General features: G+C 42.6%; 22 protein-coding genes and 1 pseudogene. 14 read left to right on the top strand and 9 right to left on the bottom strand.

All coding sequences use genetic code 11. The annotated features are described in order from the left end of the window. Positions 1 to 529 precede the first annotated feature (529 nt). Positions 530 to 823 (top strand): helix-turn-helix transcriptional regulator, encoded by a 294-nt coding sequence (locus VB740_RS31400; RefSeq protein ID WP_322661655.1) that lies wholly within the window; start codon positions 530 to 532, stop codon positions 821 to 823. Between the two features lie 212 nt (positions 824 to 1,035). On the opposite strand, the gene VB740_RS31395 is transcribed toward VB740_RS31400, so the two are convergent. Beyond that, complete coding sequence (locus VB740_RS31395) at positions 1,036 to 1,257, bottom strand: hypothetical protein (protein ID WP_323203738.1); 222 nt, start codon at positions 1,255 to 1,257, stop codon at positions 1,036 to 1,038. Between VB740_RS31395 and VB740_RS31390 the strand changes: the two genes are divergently transcribed. From VB740_RS31390 to VB740_RS31340, 11 genes are all read left to right on the top strand, one after another. Continuing rightward, positions 1,251 to 2,045, top strand: coding sequence for a hypothetical protein (locus VB740_RS31390; RefSeq protein WP_323203737.1), 795 nt, complete (start codon positions 1,251 to 1,253; stop codon positions 2,043 to 2,045). The genes VB740_RS31395 and VB740_RS31390 overlap by 7 nt on opposite strands. A gap of 80 nt (positions 2,046 to 2,125) precedes the next feature. Next, a complete protein-coding gene (locus VB740_RS31385) occupies positions 2,126 to 3,034 on the top strand; it encodes a hypothetical protein (protein ID WP_190938477.1) in 909 nt (302 codons plus the stop codon). Between the two features lie 233 nt (positions 3,035 to 3,267). Next, a complete protein-coding gene (locus VB740_RS31380; RefSeq protein ID WP_323203736.1) occupies positions 3,268 to 4,245 on the top strand; it encodes a DUF5895 domain-containing protein in 978 nt (325 codons plus the stop codon). Between the two features lie 218 nt (positions 4,246 to 4,463). After that, positions 4,464 to 4,748 (top strand): hypothetical protein, encoded by a 285-nt coding sequence (locus tag VB740_RS31375; protein ID WP_323203735.1) that lies wholly within the window; start codon positions 4,464 to 4,466, stop codon positions 4,746 to 4,748. Between the two features lie 66 nt (positions 4,749 to 4,814). Continuing rightward, positions 4,815 to 5,045, top strand: coding sequence for a hypothetical protein (locus tag VB740_RS31370; RefSeq protein ID WP_323203734.1), 231 nt, complete (start codon positions 4,815 to 4,817; stop codon positions 5,043 to 5,045). Then, on the top strand, positions 5,042 to 5,191 hold the full coding sequence (locus tag VB740_RS31365; protein ID WP_323203733.1) for a hypothetical protein: 150 nt from the start codon (positions 5,042 to 5,044) through the stop codon (positions 5,189 to 5,191). The genes VB740_RS31370 and VB740_RS31365 overlap by 4 nt, the downstream gene beginning before the upstream one ends. A gap of 168 nt (positions 5,192 to 5,359) precedes the next feature. Further along, positions 5,360 to 6,433, top strand: a complete 1,074-nt coding sequence (locus VB740_RS31360; RefSeq protein ID WP_323203732.1) for a hypothetical protein — start codon at positions 5,360 to 5,362, stop codon at positions 6,431 to 6,433. A gap of 133 nt (positions 6,434 to 6,566) precedes the next feature. Continuing rightward, complete coding sequence (locus VB740_RS31355) at positions 6,567 to 7,016, top strand: DUF1257 domain-containing protein (RefSeq protein ID WP_323203731.1); 450 nt, start codon at positions 6,567 to 6,569, stop codon at positions 7,014 to 7,016. 2 nt (positions 7,017 to 7,018) lie between these two features. Continuing rightward, entirely contained in the window at positions 7,019 to 7,228 is a 210-nt protein-coding gene (locus tag VB740_RS31350) for a DUF2997 domain-containing protein (protein WP_323203730.1), read from the top strand. A 91-nt stretch (positions 7,229 to 7,319) separates the two neighbouring features. Then, positions 7,320 to 8,942, top strand: coding sequence for an AAA family ATPase (locus tag VB740_RS31345; protein WP_323203729.1), 1,623 nt, complete (start codon positions 7,320 to 7,322; stop codon positions 8,940 to 8,942). A 282-nt stretch (positions 8,943 to 9,224) separates the two neighbouring features. Next, complete coding sequence (locus VB740_RS31340) at positions 9,225 to 9,785, top strand: WGR domain-containing protein (RefSeq protein ID WP_323203728.1); 561 nt, start codon at positions 9,225 to 9,227, stop codon at positions 9,783 to 9,785. 92 nt (positions 9,786 to 9,877) lie between these two features. On the opposite strand, the gene VB740_RS31335 is transcribed toward VB740_RS31340, so the two are convergent. From VB740_RS31335 to VB740_RS31320, 4 genes are all read right to left on the bottom strand, one after another. Beyond that, positions 9,878 to 10,909, bottom strand: a complete 1,032-nt coding sequence (locus VB740_RS31335) for an NADP-dependent oxidoreductase (protein ID WP_323203727.1) — start codon at positions 10,907 to 10,909, stop codon at positions 9,878 to 9,880. 76 nt (positions 10,910 to 10,985) lie between these two features. Then, the gene (locus VB740_RS31330) at positions 10,986 to 11,186 is read right to left on the bottom strand and encodes a hypothetical protein (RefSeq protein ID WP_323203726.1); all 201 of its coding nucleotides are present in this window, start codon (positions 11,184 to 11,186) and stop codon (positions 10,986 to 10,988) included. 9 nt (positions 11,187 to 11,195) lie between these two features. Further along, positions 11,196 to 11,354: a hypothetical protein gene (locus VB740_RS31325; protein ID WP_323203725.1), complete on the bottom strand. Its 159-nt coding sequence runs from the start codon at positions 11,352 to 11,354 to the stop codon at positions 11,196 to 11,198. A gap of 151 nt (positions 11,355 to 11,505) precedes the next feature. Further along, complete coding sequence (locus VB740_RS31320; RefSeq protein WP_323203724.1) at positions 11,506 to 12,261, bottom strand: TspO/MBR family protein; 756 nt, start codon at positions 12,259 to 12,261, stop codon at positions 11,506 to 11,508. Between the two features lie 388 nt (positions 12,262 to 12,649). On the opposite strand from VB740_RS31320, the gene VB740_RS31315 reads away from it, so the two are divergent. Further along, positions 12,650 to 12,973 carry a hypothetical protein gene (locus VB740_RS31315; protein ID WP_323203723.1) on the top strand — a complete coding sequence of 108 codons (324 nt, stop codon included), beginning with the start codon at positions 12,650 to 12,652 and terminating at the stop codon, positions 12,971 to 12,973. 355 nt (positions 12,974 to 13,328) lie between these two features. Here VB740_RS31315 and VB740_RS31310 read toward each other — a convergent pair whose 3' ends face one another. Together VB740_RS31310 and VB740_RS31305 are read right to left on the bottom strand one after the other, a co-directional pair. Further along, entirely contained in the window at positions 13,329 to 14,090 is a 762-nt protein-coding gene (locus VB740_RS31310) for a DUF6748 domain-containing protein (RefSeq protein ID WP_323203722.1), read from the bottom strand. 276 nt (positions 14,091 to 14,366) lie between these two features. After that, entirely contained in the window at positions 14,367 to 14,525 is a 159-nt protein-coding gene (locus VB740_RS31305) for a hypothetical protein (protein WP_323203721.1), read from the bottom strand. Between the two features lie 46 nt (positions 14,526 to 14,571). On the opposite strand from VB740_RS31305, the gene VB740_RS31300 reads away from it, so the two are divergent. Then, positions 14,572 to 14,703 carry a hypothetical protein gene (locus VB740_RS31300; protein ID WP_323203720.1) on the top strand — a complete coding sequence of 44 codons (132 nt, stop codon included), beginning with the start codon at positions 14,572 to 14,574 and terminating at the stop codon, positions 14,701 to 14,703. Positions 14,704 to 14,881: 178 nt separating this feature from the next. On the opposite strand, the gene VB740_RS31295 is transcribed toward VB740_RS31300, so the two are convergent. Next, complete coding sequence (locus VB740_RS31295; protein WP_323203719.1) at positions 14,882 to 16,078, bottom strand: hypothetical protein; 1,197 nt, start codon at positions 16,076 to 16,078, stop codon at positions 14,882 to 14,884. Positions 16,079 to 16,183: 105 nt separating this feature from the next. Further along, positions 16,184 to 17,124: pseudogene (locus tag VB740_RS31290) on the bottom strand (hypothetical protein); the annotation flags it as partial.

The following is a 17,124-nucleotide window of genomic DNA, read 5'->3' as shown; positions in this document are numbered from 1 at the left end:
AATTTTTAGCGATCGCAGCTTTTTTGCCCGATCTCACCAAATCGCGTTGCTCCCATCGCAAACTAATTCAACCAACCAAAACTGAAGTGCCACCGGGAAAAGTAGCCGGAGCTAACCCGGAGTGGCGGCAAGTAAACTTCTAACGCTAGAGCCACCTCGGAGATCCCGATGACCAAACCAAGTCTGAAAACTGGTTGCTAAAAACTTTAATCGTTCCAGAATCAAGGCGTTCACACAAAGGCACTGCCCCGATCAGCAATCGTGTACAAGCGTATGCGATTGCTCTGGCATTGCTCAAGAGCGCAAGCGTTTGCTGTAGGTGATCCTTTTCTCTAGTTGTATTCCTTCAATTGGCGCAAACTGAAATTATCGCATTGCATATCGGCAAGCGATCGCTTTTACTTTTGCCGTGCTTCAAACTAAGTTAGTGAAAGGTATTACTATTTATCACTAACTAAGTTATTGTATTATGGCTGAGAAGTCAAGTGGCGATAATAGAAAAGATTACATAGAAGAAGAACTATTAATTATGTCAAAAACTCTTATCGCTAGCGTCTGGTGGACTAAAGAGATGGGAGAGCGATTAAAAATACTTAGAGGTGAAGAGTCAATGGCTTCGCTGGCTAAACGGGCTGGGTGTTCTTACCAGTCAATACAGCACTTGGAGCGCGGAGAATATACAGTTGATGAACGTAAAGGACTCAAACCTACTGTTTCTTGGGAAAAGCTAGAAGCAATATGCAAGGCTCTTGATATATCTGTAGAAGATTTTTTACAAGTTCAGTTAGTGAAAAATCCTAAAAAGGTGATTCAAACTGGTTGACAATCACTAACGCCGTCAGTGATAATAAAAGTATGAAACGGGCGCTCCTCCTAAAAATACAAAAAGCGCTTCTACTGAACCTTGAAAAAAACAGAACAGAACAATATCCCCAGGTAACAGATGCAGTGGATAGTCAAAGCTGCTGAAGGTAGATAAGGATTGCGGGAGTTCTTAATAAAAATTACCAACAGGATGAAGACTAGCGAATGATGTTATTGAAACTCACCTGTCGCCTGACGCGCTGTGTATCCTGCTTGGTAGCTCCGGTCACTGGCTAGGAGCAAAAGAATATTAGGCTTCGCCAATTCTAGATTGAGAGTGTTGTGGCTTGCCACAACATCAATTACTACACAAATACAAAAGGCGATCGCTGGCTCTGGAAAAGTTGCGATCGCCTTTTTACCCCAAACAAGAGGTATTTCTAATGATGACACAAGTTTCAGCCCCTGCGCCAACAAAAGATCCGCTTACCACACAGGATCGCCAAATCATTGCAACCATCGTCAATCAGTCGGACTACTCCAAAAACTGCCAGCCCGAAGATGTGGTCACTATCTGGATCAACAGTGATGATATTGTGTGGGTGAAAATGACCCACGGTTATGCTCGATACCACAAAGAGTGTTTCAAACGTGCAGTAGCAGAGGTGAAAGAGAGCCTTTCTACTCCAGTAGAGTGCAATCACAAGGAAGAAAAGGAATTAAAACAAGCTTCTGAGAAAATTGGCTTATTGGGTGATTGTGACTGGCTATCGTTAAGCGTCCAATACCATTCTGATAAAGTAATCGGTCATGCTGGTTGTTATATTTCCCACAAGGCTCGAATATTAACCCCATCGGCTGAATGGGATTTTACCCTGCCGAAGTGGAATATGCCTGCTGCCATCTGTCCAGACTGCGAAGGTCATGGGTGCGGTAATTGTTCGTATCGCGGGACTCGTGCAGAAGACTTGTGCGAACCAGTAGACGGCTATCGACTGATCTATGTAGGACGCACTGACCTTCAGACGGCTCACAACGTATATCTAGATGGTGAATTCTTGGGCATACTCTTTAAAGTCCGAAACCCCAATGAAGTCTGGGAAAACGACCCCAAGACTTATTACTGGCGCTGTGGGGATGGAGTAAGGTATTGGAGCGTCAGAGAGGCTGTAGAAGCACTGTCCAGGGTAACTGCTCCGATTGAACTGCCGCAAGTTCGTCAGGAGTTGGTCGCGGCGTAAGTGAGATGGTGGGTTCTCATACCCACCACACAAGCTTTTCTCAACCCTTGTAAAATAAAACACAGTTCGCCAGGGACAAAATGACCCAACAACCTCACCAACCTCACGACAAATTTGCCAAGGAATTTTTAGAAGAGCTACTGGCTCCTTTGGGTGAAGTGAAAATTAACAGGGAAGTAACAGATGCAACAAGATTTGTAGATGTATTATTTTTACCTTCCCCACAAGCCCAAGCGGAAAATCTAGGATTGCTGGGAAGAATTGCTCTACTCAATACAACGCTACTGGAACCATTTCGGAATCAGCCCAGCAGGACGGAAGTACGTAACTGTTTCATGAAGTTGTTCACTGTGATTGCGGATTCTCAGCGCAAAGCCAAAAGAGAAGAAACTACCATTAGCGAGGATGATTTAGCTCGTTTGTGGATTTTGACACCTAGCGCTTCAGCCTCTCTGTTAGCAGATTTAGAGGTTAAGCTAGACTTAGAAAAGTGGATGACTGGAGTTTACTTTTTTCAAAAATGTTTTAGAGGGGCGATACTAGCAATTAACGAGTTACCAGTAACTCCTGAAACGCTCTGGTTCAGGCTTTTGGGACGAGGGACAGTACAACAGCAAGCAGTAAGTGAACTGGTTGCCCTTCCACCAGAGAATCTTGTTCGCCGTAATGTTCTTGAAATGGTTTACAGGTGGCGTATCAGTGTAATGACACAAACAGATTTAACTGAAGATGACCAGGAGTTAATTATGAATTTAACAGAAGCTTATCAAGAAGCAAGAGCGCAAGCGGTACAGGAGGGAGTGGAGCAAGAACGCCGTCAGGTTGTAGAAAACTTGTTAAGATTCCGGTTTGGTTCTGTGGATGAAGAATTAGCGAGAGTGGTCGATAATTTGTTGCAGTTAGCACCAGATGACTTTGCAAGATTTTTACTGGAATTGTCTAGTTTATCTCGTGAAGATTTGCTAGCAAGATTTAATTCACATCAATAATCTGTACAGGGCAAATAATTAGTAATAAAAAGCGCTTTTGTAGTAACAAGAGCGCTATTTTATTGGCTCTGTACTTGATAAATACATCTGAAATCAACGGCTTCGCCAATAAGAGAGTGAAATCTATTGATATTAAACAATGACCTATCAAGAAAATAGTGCAGAATTACCCACTCAGAATTAGAGCTTCGCTTATTTTTTGTGAAAACTAACATTAAAGAAAGGCAGCTACTATGACAGCTTTTGACTTTGATTCTGCTGAACACAAGTCCTACGAAAAGACCCCAGCAGCCAAAAGTATTCCTTCACCCGCAGGCATTTGGATTGCTTACGAAAATCAACAATTAGCAGGATGGTACGAAAATAAAGAACTAGTTGGTGGGAAAGAGTATAAAGTTCTTACTAACAAGTTGGACGAAAACGATGAAAAGATAGGCATTCCTGGCGCTCTCTATAGACAACCACGAATACTTGTGATTGGGCGATCGCCTCTGCTATACGGAAACGATAGAAAGGTGATTGGAGTTTGGCGTAGCAGTGATGGTTTGGACAAGAACGCCTATAAATTCGGTAGGCGGTATATGGTGATTTTCGTCGATGCCCAAAATCAACCTCTTCATATCGCACCAGTACAAATAACTGCTTGGGGAGTGTTCCAAGTGTCGTTTGATCAACAACTAATGGCATTCCGTGAAACCTGCGAACAAGCTTATGCAAGTTTTCAAGGCAAACATCACCAACCGAAAAATTTACTTTGGCATTCGATGTGGGTATTTTGTCCCACATTGAAAACAGAGAAACGTGAGAAAGGGGGGCAAACTTCCAACGCCTGTGTATGTAGCGGATACGAAAAGCCAACTGCACTCAACTGGGAGAGTTATTGTATTGGCAAGAAACCAATAGCTCAAGAAATTGCCCTTGTGCATAATTCCATCAGCGATTGGTGGAGAAAAGGATTGCCTAACAATAACTTATCAAAGCATACGTCTCATGCACTTGATCGCAATCAATTGATGATGGAGTCGCAACGATTAATTGAAGCTTTAGGTTGGAAAGAGGAAAAGGGCAAACAGTTTCTCATGGACAACTATGGGAAAAAAGGAAGGCAGTCACTAACTAACGAAGAATTTGCTAACTTCGTCAACAAATTGCAGTCTATGCAAGCAAATTATGACGATGAAGTTGGTTACTGGGAAGATGTGCCTTCTTAATAGCCAAATACTTGTTGAGGTGATTGCAGCAATTGTGTTCGCCTTTATTCTTCCCTACTTGAAGGCAATTAGGGAAGCATATTTGATCAGTTCTCAAGCCTTATCTACAGCTAACAAAGAAAAGGGTAAAGGTTTTTCTTGGGAGAATGACTGAATAATTCTTGAATCCCTTTCCTCCTCTTTTGATTGGGCTGTATTTCAATTATTTAAAATAACCCATGACAATAACAATCTTTCACCCTAGTATCGAAAACTTACAGCAGTTTTCTGACTCATTTGACATCGAGAAGCTATTGCAATCTGAAGGGATTCTACCGTGGCTTTTAGCAAATAGCTGGAACTATGACGATCAATCTTGTTTGATTGCAAACATTATTGATGAGTCTACAAGTCTGGATGAAGTTTGGGACTCTAAAGAGTTTGATTTTAATGCTCTGCCTGATGAATTAAAGGAAAAACTCAATCAGATTATCCGTGAAAAACTCTCCAGTCAAACTGATTAAATCTGCCTGGAGAGAAAAATCGATTCCACAAAAGATTATCACACACTCTACTTCAATAGTAATCAGATGGAATTAAATTTGATTAAAGTGTATGACGCGACACTGTTAAGTTCATCGAAAGTTTACCAAATCGACGGTACGCTTTCACGATACTTGGGTGATGAAGGTACTATCCAACATCCACAGTATCTATTTCTACCTCTGCCAAATCAAAGAAAAAAAGTGGGAGCATCCACTTTCGGCGGAGCTACTTTTTTAGATGAACCATATAGTAGGGTTTTCGGAGTATCAGAATGATGTTTCTTCCAAAAGTGGATGCTCCCAAAAAAGTCAGCTTTCGGCTAAACCGAAACAAACTTATGACTCGTTGTTATGAAGTCGAAGGCATGACTTATAACAAGCCTGTGGTACAGGATAATTCACAGCAACTTCAGCTATTTTAAGCCATGTCTATACATAAACCACCAGTCATTAAAAGGCATATTCGGCTACAAAAAAGCTCTCAAAAAGTAATCTATAGAGCTACTACAGACATTCGCTCTCTTGAGAAATCATCACAAAGAAAGCTTCGCTTAATCGAAAGTGAAAAATAGTGATTGAGGTGAATAATCATGGTACAAGCAATCGACAATCCTATTGCTGCAAATTTCCTAACTGATGCAGTAGTCGAGCGCCACAATTTCTCACAGTTAAATAAAACTCGCATTCGCTTTCGTATCCAGTTAAAGAAAAGTACAAAGTCTGCCGCACCTAAATGGGCAGATGTTTTAAAAGCTGAAGTTTCTGAAATAGAATCAGACCTCGTGAAAGTCACAAATTCCGAAGTCGGGTTAAGGGGTATTAAGGTATTTAAGAAATTGGATGAAGCTGCTGCCCAATTGCGTCAAGAGATTGCTTCAGTTCAAGAATGGATGTCTGCTGATACTGGTGATTGGGTCTGTCCGATTGATTTGGCTCCACTTGTTTGGAATCAGTTAATCAATATTAGGGATAATATCGCCCCTGGTTTACGCAATCAATTAAAAGCTGATTACGAAGCGGGACTTCTTGATTATCAAGAGCGGATTGATCAATTCCTCTCACTTAACACCTGGGAATTAGCACAGGATAAGCAAGAGTCAGTTAAAGCCAACTTGTTAAGAGCATTTCCGACTCTGACCGATCTTGAAGACTATTTGCAAGTCGTTATTGGTCGTCCGGTGATTATCCCTGCCCTCTCTGAACAACTCAATCAACAGCAAGCCGAATGCCTTGACCAAATTACGCGATTCATCCAACAGTATGACCAAAATCTGGAGCAAAGGCTACGGGAATCAGCGATCGCTGGCGGTGAACAACTTGCCGCACAGTTGCTTGAAGAATTGAGCGACTGGGAGCCAGGACGCAAGCCAATCCAGTTTAAAAAGAAGATGCAACGCCATCTTATGAAGGTTCAGGTACTACTAGCGAATGCTGACCCGGAGGCAGGTAGTAGCTTGGAGGCGATGATGGCGCACTTAGATTCTATCGTTAACGATCCAGCGATTGAGTCTAAGAATCTGGGGTCTGATACGCGCAGTCAATTACAGCAAAAAATGCAAGAGATCCGCATCAAGTTGTTAGATGAACAACGCAATCTACAATCACTTGCGACTGACGACGTGGGCTTATCGAAAGCTACCGTGATGTCGTTTAAGTTCAGGTAGAAAACAGTCTTGGGCGGGTGCATTCGCTCAAGACTGATCCCAATGGATTTAATACGTAGTTTCCAGAATAACCCAAAAAGGATATAGCACCTTTACTATTTCTCAAACCAATTTGAAAGCCTTGGAGCTAAAAATGTCACACTTCTCAACCGTTAAAACCAAGCTTGTCAATCGTGAATGTCTGGTACAAGCTTTACAAGATTTGAAACTGAATCCGCAAGTTTACGAAACAGCACAGCCACTAAAAGGATACTACGGCGGCTCTCAAGGACAAAGCGCTGAAATTATCGTATCTGGTCGCACCATAAAAGCTCGTGCAGACATTGGATTCAAGTGGAATCAGTCAAGCGGTGTGTACGAGGTAATACATGACAGTTACGAAACAGTTCCGAAGCTGGGACAAGACTTCTTTAGTAACAAGTTGATGTTGGCTTACGGTAAACGTTTGGTGAGAGCTAAAGCCGCCGAGTTACAAGAGCAGTTTGGTGAATGTGCGATCGCTGAATCAACTAGCGCAAGTGTGCAAACCCTACGCCTAACCTTTGCCGGACATCAAGAAGTTAAACAATTTGCACGGAGATAAATATGGAACGTTCAATACTGATTCATTTCGACAGCGCTACAGGTGAAGTTCGAGTGGAAGCGGAGGGGTTCGAGGGGCTGAGTTGTTTATCAGCTACGCAACCATTTGAAGAGGCACTTGGGGTTGTGGAGGGCGATCGCACGTTTAAGGACGAAGCCCAAACCCAACAACTTCGGACTACCCTAAGCAGTCAAACACGTTTGCACCAGTAATCAGTCATCAGTTACCAGCCAAGTTAAGACTGGTAACTGCTGATCATAAAGGCTTCGCCATTTCACAAATGAAGTAGTTGAAATAATTGACATGAACCTTTCAAATCTTCTCTCCACATTAGATTCACAAATCCCGATCGCCGCAGTTGATGTCTTGTCCCCCGATGAGGCAACTATCATTCAGTGGTTGACTACAGAAGCTAACAATAAGCTCTCATGTCCAGTGTTCTTCTGGAATCTGGGAATATCAACCTTAGAACAATGTTTAATTGCAGCAGATGGGGGATTGGTGTTTAAGCTAGTTACGGAGTACAAGAAACCACCACACGCTGACCCTCTGTTATATGTGTTTGATTACATTGCTAATTTTAGTGGTGATGGAGTCTTCATATTAGGTGATATTCACGCGTTTATTGGTAAGAATTCGCCTTCGTTATCTTGGGAGGTTGTTAGCAAGGTAAAAAATCTCTACCATCGTCTCAAACCGACTGATAAACGCATTGTGCTGCTGGGTCAAAACATTCAATTACATGAGTCACTTGTACGCTTAATCCCTTATTGTGAAATTCCTCTGCCGGGAGTTGAGCAAATACTTGAACATATCAATTCTTATTTACATGACCTACAACAGTCTGCTATTGAACAGGAATTGACTTTCACTATTTCCCTTAACAAAAATGAAATTGAATCTCTCTCTCGTGCTGCATTGGGATTAACTCTGGAGGAAATTAGCGACTTCCTGCGGTTAACTGTCAAACATAACCTAACATCAGATGGGATTTTAATTGATAGTAATTTCATACCCCAAGCAGTCGAGTATAAAACTCGGCTGTTGTCTCAAATGGGTATTGAATTGGGCAAGCCTGCTAGCATCTCCTTTGGAGGATTGGATTTGTTGCGCGAGTGGCTCAATCGACGGCGGCGGCTGTTCACACAAGAAGCGCGTGAGCTTTCCTTGCCTCAACCAAAAGGTGTGTTGCTTGCGGGGCCTCCCGGTACTGGAAAAACGAGTGTTGCTAAGAACATTGCCAACATACTCAATTTACCACTCCTACAGCTAGACATTGCTTCCCTGCTTGGTAGTTTAGTAGGCGAGTCTGAGGGCAATATCCGCCGCGCGCTCAAGACCGCCGAGGCGATCGCACCCTGCGTCCTGTGGATTGACGAAATAGAAAAAGCCCTCTCCGGTAGTGGGGATACAAGTGGAGTCAGCCAAAGGATTCTAGGCAATATCCTCACGTTTATGTCGGAATCAACCAGTGGCGTGTTTGTCGTGGCAACTTGCAATGACCCATCTGCGCTACCAAGTGAACTAAAACGGAAAGGCCGCTTCGATGAAAATTTCTTTGTTGATCTTCCCACGGAGCCTGAGCGAGTCCAGATTCTAGGGATTCATCTGCAACGTTTTGGCATTCACTTGGAATCGGAGTATTTGGAGGCGATCGCAGCTTCAACCGCGAAGTTTTCAGGGGCAGAACTGGAAACCCTTGCTTCGGAAGCTGCTTTGCTGGCGTTCGATGAGGGTAGACCACAACAGGTAACGCTTGCTGACCTCGAAGCTTGCCGCCAAACCATTACCCCGCTTGCGATTCAGGACGCTGCGGCGGTTGAACGAATGCAGGCGTGGGCATCCACCGCACGACGGGCTAGCAGTCCTGTGATTGCAGCGAAAACTCAGTCTCTCAGGACTGCCAAATACAGAAACCTGAACTGATATTAATTGCGGTTGCTCCCTAATCCTATGGGGGCTTTGCAATTCGCAATTCGCAATTCGCAATTCGCAATTCGCAATTCGCAGTTGAAATACAGGTTACTCTAATTGAGTAATTCAACAAATTAAATGGTTTCTTACTTCTCATTGCTGAGAAATCAATGAAAATGAAGCGGTAGAGAATTAAATTAGCACTAATTAACAATTGCGAATTGCGAACTGCGAATTGCGAATTGATTTGTTGGGGCAATGCCCGTCAAGCCGTGAGTTGACAGGGTAAGAAAGATGGAAATATATTTAGTTTTTGTTGATGCAATTCAAAACAGCAATAAATTCTGGGCGGCCATTGTCGAAGATGGTAATTTAACAGTGCAGTGGGGCAGAGTCGGCTATCAAGCGCAAACTAAAGTCCACACATTAGGCAATCATCAAAGAGCCATTACTAAATTTCATAATCTCGTAGCAGAAAAAAAAGGCAAGGGCTACCGTGAAAGTCAGCCAGAGATTGATGCTAGCCGCAGTGTTGTAGATATTAGACGAGCTATTCAATTGTTGAATATTATCCGTCCGTCCGTTGCTCTCCAGAATTTTGGTGATACCTACATATCTGCTCTTAATGAATATCTGAAAATTGTCCCAACACCTTTGGGGATGCAGATAAATTATCACAGAGTTTACCGCACAGTAGCAGATATTGACTATCAACAAGAGTTACTCAATTCTCTGTTAGCAACTCCTGCACCACAAGCTACTACGGTGGCTGTTGGTCATGCCCCTGAAGCAACAACAGAAACTAAAGTTGTCAGTCTCAAGACTATCAGTAAGAACTTCTGGCGACATTTGTAAGCGAATTACCACAAAGCTTCTTTAATAGTAGTTTTGTGGTAATTTTTTATCGTTGAAAATTAAAAAAATAAGTGAATATTGCCACAAATTTTTCAGGTAGGTTCATTTGAGACTTTAATAACTAGTTTTCCCTTTTTGTTACCGTCGAAAAGTTTTAGGATCGCCTTGGGTGCATTTTCCAAGCCTTCGACAATCTCAAGAGTATATTTAATTTTCCCCTGGTTTAGCCACTTTCCAATCTCCGCTATCGCTTCATGAAATCGGGGAATATAATCCGATATAATAAATCCCTGGACAATAGCGCGTTTCATGAGGATTTGGCTGTAATTATATGGGCCAGGAACAGGCTTTGAAGCATTATAAGTTGAGATTAAACCGCATAAAGGCAGGCGGGCGTGCAGATTAATTTTGGTTAGGACGGCATCAAGGATTATTCCGCCAACATTGTCAAAATACACATCGATTCCATTGGGACAAGCTTGAGCTAATGCTTTTTCTAAATCTCCAGTTTTATAGTTAATTGCTGCATCAAAGCCAAATTCTTCTGTAAGCCAACGGCACTTTTCATCACTGCCAGTTATACCAACTACCCGACAACCCTTAATCTTGGCAATTTGTCCAACAATGGAACCAACTGCCCCAGCTGCGGCTGAAACGACCACAGTTTCTCCAACTTTTGGCTGTCCTATATCTAATAACCCAAAATAAGCTGTAAAACCAGTAGCTCCCAGTGGCCCGGTAAATGCGTTGAGCGGACAAGGTAGAGGATTAGGTAATCGTGTCAGCGAAAAGCCACTGTTTCCAAGGGCGATGGCGTAATCTTGCCAGCCTAGCATCCCTGATACCAAATCCCCCTGTTTAAAGTTGGGATTTTTGGATTCTTCAACCACACCTATAATCACACCACGCATAACTTCCCCAATTTCAACAGGAGGCATATATTGCTCCATATCGCTCATCCAGATCCGATTGGTAGGATCTAGTGACAGATATATAGTACGTACCAGCACCTCATCATCTTTTGGACTGGGGATTGGCTCTTCTCGGTACTCAAAATCGCTTTCTTTAATGTCACCAACGGGACGAGCAGCTAATAAAAACTGCCGATTTATCGCTCTAGTCATAAGTTTTTCTTGGGTGTGACTGAGAGTTGATCAGAGTCAATACAGACTTCCTTGGGTTTTCCTGGGTCTTCTAGCATTATTTTACTTTAGCATCCCACTTCACCAGCACCCCATCAACAATCGTAATGCCCCACTGCCCAAACTTCATCAATAGTTTTTTAATCACAATTTGCTTTTGCCAGATCGTCACTCCAGCATTCATGCAAGAAGTAAAAACCCGAATTCTGCCCCGAATTCGCCGCAACCTTGAGTTTCTGCATACGCTTTGATCGTACATTTGACCGCGCTACAATCGCCCATGTGACCATTTTTCAGAATTTACCAAGGGCACGGCGGAACCTTTTCTACGGGATGCTGCGCGATCGCCCTCATTCACTGCTTTGACTTTCTGTGGACAAGTGATAGTTGCGGTGAGGGTAGCAACATTGCACACCTGTATATTCAAATAATTGCTGTGAAGAACTAGTTTCAGATTTAAGAGTTGAAAAAACGGTAGAGCAATTAACAATCTACCGTTTTTTATATATGTTGAATGCGGTACTCAAAAGTCAAGTGATATTTTTCCTTGCTTTCTTGTCTTGGTGAATTTTGGGTATTTATTTCTCTACAGGTGTTAATTTTAAAGGATACAATGCCTCTGAGCCATTTAATTGCCAAATTCTAAATACCAATACAGCAGCTACAGTTAACCATACACAAGAAAATGATAAAGTCATTCCCGCTACAGGATTAGTTTGCCAATAAATTGCCGTTACCACTACAGCAGATAACCAAGGGCCTAAAATAACTACAGGGACAGCAGCACCTAATCTCCGTTCTACAGTAAAAATCGTATTCCAAGTATCCCCTAAAGCTAGATGTACCACAAATAAAATTAAAGGTAGCACTAAAAATTGATGATTCATCTGCTTCCAAACCAATAGAGAAGAAATTACCCGCAAAACAGCGATTATCATCCAAACTATAGGAAATACTAAAGGTGGAGGAGACCATCTTGGTCTGATTACCTGATCATAAGTCTGACGAGAACGAGTATTATCTAAAAGAGAAAAAATTCGGGAACGGATACTTAATATAGCAAAAAATAATCCAGTAAATGAAGTGCTAAACCAACTGAGAAAAGAAGAATTATTATCAATCAGAATTACTAGTTTCCCCATGCCCAGCAACACGAGAATCATAACTACGATTTGCAGAATAGTTCCTAGTGTATAAAGTAAAACTGCTCTCGTATCTAGTTCTTGTATCGTAGCTATTGATGTATTTGGATACCGTTGTTGATTACCAGTTTTTACCCCCATCACTGTATTGACAAACTTTTCAAGTATTCCTAAATTATTGGATTCATTCATAATTAAGAGATTGAGCGTAGTTTTAATTATTAGTAACCTGTCATTATATATGATAATCTAACGCTTACAATAATGTTTTTTCAGAGCGTAAATAAAAATAAATGGCGGCAAAAAAGATGAATTCACCAGAGACTGTTAGACTTACCAAGTGGCTTGCTAGAATTTGATGGGAATTTCTGATTATTTTGGAGATGTATTAAGGGGACTTAGACAAAAATTAAGCCCAAATGTAACCCAAACGAGCTTTGTAAGCAGCAAACACGTCACGATTTAAGTTCAACCAATCAATAAATCGACTCATACATGGTTGTTCTGAACGCATCTATTACTTCAGTAAAAGTGTTTAAATTGCTTCCAGTCCTAATCCAATGCCATTTGAACGACAATTATGAGTAACCCTCTTTCCCATCCCGAAGATACAGACTTCCATTCATCTATTCAGGAGAATCTAAAAGAGCTTTCTGCTCAGTTGGGATCTCCTTTGTCCGAATTATCAGTAATGGAAATATACCAGAATGCGTGCGATCTACTGAGTCACGTTTCTCCATCACCTCTTACTCTTGCCCGCGTTGCAGGAACATTACTCGTCTACCGAGTCCAGGACACAGAACTGGAAGAATCCCAGTGGTTCAACAACCAAGTGAAACAATGTTTGGATGAAGAAGAAGTTGAGGAGTTGATTGAATCCATACATCGCACGGATGCTTTGTAATCGCTGAAAAAGCGGGAGTCTCGCGCACATCGGATACCGTCGCATCATTGAGAGCAATTCCACTGCCTCACCTTGGGGCGTGTACACAGCTTCCTCAGACAGTGCAATCACAGCCTCGCCCACTCAAAGGGAGCGAACACCTACGGTGGGCGAAACAGCGCCATCACAGTAGACTTGGCCTGTTCTGTCTCCCGCTTCCTCCCGTTCCTTGCAAGCTGCCACAAACACGGCTTCCGTTGACTTGACTCCCTTCCAAGTGCGTAACGCTTCTTTGAGGTAGGCGATAGCCGAAGGCTTAAGCTTCGCTTATCGCACAGTTTTAGGATAAGCCAGTGGCAAAGATAACCTTATTTCTTTAGTTCGCTTCCACTCTCAAATAAAATTGTTTAGCCACAAACTTAGTATCTCTCTTGGTTGGATCTACGTTTTCTACTACCTCAATTTTACCTACAGCAATCAAACCTTGCTCGAAAATTTCGCTTGTTGCTGCGTCAAGTTGTTTTTGTGTTGCACCCGTTTGACTCAAATCGATTGACGAAACTTGAGAAATTTTCGGCTTATTTAGAACCAGATTATCTGTAGAGAAGCAAGGAGTTGTGATGCAACGAATGCCATTGTCTTTTAGTGCCACAAAAGTACCTTTTGCTGGAGCATTTGTCGCGGCATAGAAGGCTTCTTTTACTCTCAAATTCCCAAACTCACCGAATGGGGGAAATGTTACTGGAACGATGTTACCTCTGAAAATCACACGGCTACCATTATCATTTTGAATTTTTATTAGTTGGTAAGGTGGGACTTTCAGGGAACTCCAATCAATTGCAGACACATAACATTCGGAGCGAAAAACACCATCTAAGCAAGGAGTAGCTTTCAAGTTTACCTGCTTGATGAAATATCCACCGCATATTGGAAAAGCACATTTGCGAAAATCTCTTCGCACTGTGTAATATCCCCATTGGGGAAACTCTTGATTTTCGACAGTGACGGCAACAGAATCAGTAGTGTCTGGAGTAGAAATACTTTGAGCAAATGCTTTTGAGAAAAATTCGTTGCTAATAACTAAAGCACCTAATAGAGGAATGATTGAGTATTTGTAGTTAAGTGATATTTTGTTCATGGAGCTTTAATTTTGTTTAAGGGTTCAATACTTTTGTTAAAATAAGAGTTGAGAAAATTGCTGCTAAATACAAAAAAATTATACCACTATCATCTATGTAAATTTTTAGCGAATTGTTACAATTTTCGGAATGATTAAAGAAGAATTTAGCTATTGTGAATACATCCGTCGAATGCAACCAGTGGGGCGCAATTCTGCTCTGTACCTTTTATTTCTAGTCATGTTCTAAGTTTGACGTTTGGAGTTCCTTGCAAGCAACTTTATGTTTTATCCGAACTATGCTTGCAAGACAAAATCTGATGCCGTCAGAGTTGGCGCACCAGTTAGAGTCGCAAATAAACCAGCAGCTGAATTACCATTAAGGTTGTAGAATAACTGCCCATTCACGGGATCGTAGACAATTTTCGCCGTGCTAGCCCCCGCTTTATTAGTCACTTCAAAATCACTCAAGTTATTAAAACCCGTTCCCGCAGCAGAGGTAATGGCACTAAAAGTAGTTTTATCTAGGATAATCTTATCAGCTTCGGAACTGTTGAAATCTGCGATCGCATCTACACCAACAGCAGTCAGGGCAAAAGCTGCATCGGTGTCTCCTATTGCAACTAGCAGTTGAGCGAACCGTCACACCAGTTTTTAGCTGGGTAATTTTGCACGTATTTCGTCATACCCCCATAAAAGTTTCACCAATAATAATAGGTCTACTATGCTTTCATCCCAAAACTAAACTTTTTTGCAGAAAGTGAAAAATATTACAAAACTTTGTATTCTTCATTTTCAAACTACTGCACTTGCTACCCTTCCCAATCCACCAACACCCCATCCACGCAAGCAATTCCCCACTGCGGAAACTTCGCCACCAGCTTCTTGATCACAATCTGCAAAGCAGGGTCATCTTGCCAGCAGGAGAGCAAGAACTCAAACCCCGGATTCTCGCCCGAATTCGCCGCCACCTTGAGTTTTTGCATACGCTCCGGTCGCATATTTGACCTTGCTACAATCGCCTCATGCGACCATTTTTCAGGACTGGGCAGGGGCAGCGCGGAACTTTCGTCTTCATCAACTGCTTTGACTTCTACACCAGAGACTTGGTTTTCTTCCGGCAAGGAAGCAGAATAACCCTGTTCTACCTGCCCCTGAGTTTGATTAGCGATCGCAGAATTTAGAGAAAATTCATTTTGAGCGACGGGCGCGGCGGAACAAGCACCTTCATGAGAGATTGTCGCCTCAACACCACAGTCCTGGCTTTCTCCTATCAACAAAGCAGATTGACTTGGTGCATCATCCACAAGCGCTAGCGTCGTGCAGTCCGTTGCCACAGGCAAGTCTTTCTCTTTCTCTGACACGCTTTCAAGAAACTGAGGCGACGCGACCCCCAAGGGAGCGATCGCCGTCTCCTCCACTTGCGAATTTTCTGTAAGCGTGTCAGAAATACACCTCACAATCTCTTTTGAAGAGATTGTGAGGTGTTCCTGAACAGTTTGTGAGGTTTCCTGGAATCCTTGCTCTGACTGGTCTTTACCTAAAATAGATGCTTGATTTAAAGCACCCATTTCTTCACAGCCAGCATCTATCTCTGAGTCCCCAGCATTTGATTCTCGTTTTTCAGCATCTGGTTTTGGTGACGCAGAATTAGCTTTCTCCCAAAATTCCTTCATCCGGCTACCATGTAAATTCTTCACCATCCAGCTAGCTGTTTCTCGTCCGTCCTGAATCGACTTGTCGGGCTTGAAAATGAATAGTCCACTATCAGAGAGAATTTTCTTTGCACAGATAAAAGTACTGTACCCTAAAGCAGAAGTTAGCGGCATCCACCGAGAACCGTAGGGGTCAGCCGTCCAACACTCTTGCCACAATTGCGTAACTGATGGCTTTTGTTGCGATGCCCACAGCAAATCTTCGATGGGAATAATTACATGAAGTCGCTTATACGGTGACTGTGCTTTAGTAGCAGCCTTTTTGAGCTTGGGTCTGGTAATAGTTGCAATCATTCTACAATCTCCTATTTATGTTGGCGCACGGAAATTTCCCCCACGGCGATGCGAGGCTTAATACTTGTATTTGGTTGTCTAAAAAGTCACCGACACACTGAAAACCTATTGAGGTTGCCAGAATCGCAACTCATCTCGGAAATACCTATCAGTCTTTTTCGATTGCTCCTTCCAGTGATCCCAGGCAACGATTACCTCATCTCCCAAATCCTGAATCACCTCGCCTCTGGCAACATACAAAGTACGGTATGGATCGGCGTGGGCAACGATAGAACCAACGCCAATAGTTTCCAGTTCAGTAGATATGTTTTGAAGTGCGGTAATTAATTCTGTTTCCTGGGTGGTCAATTCTGCCCAGTAATCCGATTTAATTACCTCGTACTCTTGGGCAACATCCCTAAACTCCTGCCAAGTACACCCAGGTTTAGCCAGCACTGCTCTAATATCGCTAACCGCCTGTGGCAACATTTCCAGTTGTTCGGCTCGATATGCGATCGCAGATGGTGTCGGCTCACTCCCCAAAATTATCGCAGCAGCTTCGAGCGCTTGGGTGTTGTTCATCGCTTCGCTTAAGTTTTTCAACGCCATACCCATCAGCCGCAGACATTCTTGGGCGTTTTCCTTGGGGGGTTCTGCTGCAAGCGATCGCAGATCAATTGTCTTCTCCAGTGCTTGCTTTACCTGCTTATTCAACGCTTTGGTTGCCTGCTGGGTCATGGTATTCCCCCACTGTTGAGAAGAACGTTGTTCTACAGCGTGTTCCAATTCCTGAATACGTTTTTGGAGTTGTTGATTTTCAATCTCCAGCTTTCTCAACCCCTCCATTTCATCCAGGCGTTGCTGTAACTGGATGTTTTGCTCTTTCTGCTGCTTGTACAGGTTTTGCAAGGATTGGATTTGCTCAATTACTTGTTCTTCTGCTCTGGCCGATACCTCTGCTTGCCAACCAATTCTCAATTCCTGGGAAAGTCGCTCTAACTCTTGCTGGTGTTGTTCTTTAATTTGGGCAATTGCTTCAGTATATTCTGGTGGATAAGTCTGCTCTC

This window comes from Nostoc sp. UHCC 0251 (genome assembly GCF_034932245.1).
Lineage (GTDB): Bacteria > Cyanobacteriota > Cyanobacteriia > Cyanobacteriales > Nostocaceae > Nostoc.
The sequence above is the reverse complement of the archived record's forward strand: the minus strand, read 5'-3'. Positions and strand labels throughout refer to the sequence as shown.

Coding starts and splice junctions, on each gene's coding strand:
- VB740_RS31365 (WP_323203733.1), top strand. CDS start 5,042: ATGATGTTTCTTCCAAAAGTGGATGCTCCCAAAAAAGTCAGCTTTCGG.
- VB740_RS31400 (WP_322661655.1), top strand. CDS start 530: ATGTCAAAAACTCTTATCGCTAGCGTCTGGTGGACTAAAGAGATGGGA.
- VB740_RS31300 (WP_323203720.1), top strand. CDS start 14,572: ATGGCACTAAAAGTAGTTTTATCTAGGATAATCTTATCAGCTTCGGAA.
- VB740_RS31355 (WP_323203731.1), top strand. CDS start 6,567: ATGTCACACTTCTCAACCGTTAAAACCAAGCTTGTCAATCGTGAATGT.
- VB740_RS31320 (WP_323203724.1), bottom strand. CDS start 12,261: ATGAATGAATCCAATAATTTAGGAATACTTGAAAAGTTTGTCAATACA.
- VB740_RS31360 (WP_323203732.1), top strand. CDS start 5,360: ATGGTACAAGCAATCGACAATCCTATTGCTGCAAATTTCCTAACTGAT.
- VB740_RS31335 (WP_323203727.1), bottom strand. CDS start 10,909: ATGACTAGAGCGATAAATCGGCAGTTTTTATTAGCTGCTCGTCCCGTT.
- VB740_RS31385 (WP_190938477.1), top strand. CDS start 2,126: ATGACCCAACAACCTCACCAACCTCACGACAAATTTGCCAAGGAATTT.
- VB740_RS31350 (WP_323203730.1), top strand. CDS start 7,019: ATGGAACGTTCAATACTGATTCATTTCGACAGCGCTACAGGTGAAGTT.
- VB740_RS31375 (WP_323203735.1), top strand. CDS start 4,464: ATGACAATAACAATCTTTCACCCTAGTATCGAAAACTTACAGCAGTTT.
- VB740_RS31315 (WP_323203723.1), top strand. CDS start 12,650: ATGAGTAACCCTCTTTCCCATCCCGAAGATACAGACTTCCATTCATCT.
- VB740_RS31390 (WP_323203737.1), top strand. CDS start 1,251: ATGACACAAGTTTCAGCCCCTGCGCCAACAAAAGATCCGCTTACCACA.
- VB740_RS31370 (WP_323203734.1), top strand. CDS start 4,815: ATGGAATTAAATTTGATTAAAGTGTATGACGCGACACTGTTAAGTTCA.
- VB740_RS31340 (WP_323203728.1), top strand. CDS start 9,225: ATGGAAATATATTTAGTTTTTGTTGATGCAATTCAAAACAGCAATAAA.
- VB740_RS31295 (WP_323203719.1), bottom strand. CDS start 16,078: ATGATTGCAACTATTACCAGACCCAAGCTCAAAAAGGCTGCTACTAAA.
- VB740_RS31345 (WP_323203729.1), top strand. CDS start 7,320: ATGAACCTTTCAAATCTTCTCTCCACATTAGATTCACAAATCCCGATC.
- VB740_RS31380 (WP_323203736.1), top strand. CDS start 3,268: ATGACAGCTTTTGACTTTGATTCTGCTGAACACAAGTCCTACGAAAAG.
- VB740_RS31310 (WP_323203722.1), bottom strand. CDS start 14,090: ATGAACAAAATATCACTTAACTACAAATACTCAATCATTCCTCTATTA.
- VB740_RS31330 (WP_323203726.1), bottom strand. CDS start 11,186: ATGTACGATCAAAGCGTATGCAGAAACTCAAGGTTGCGGCGAATTCGG.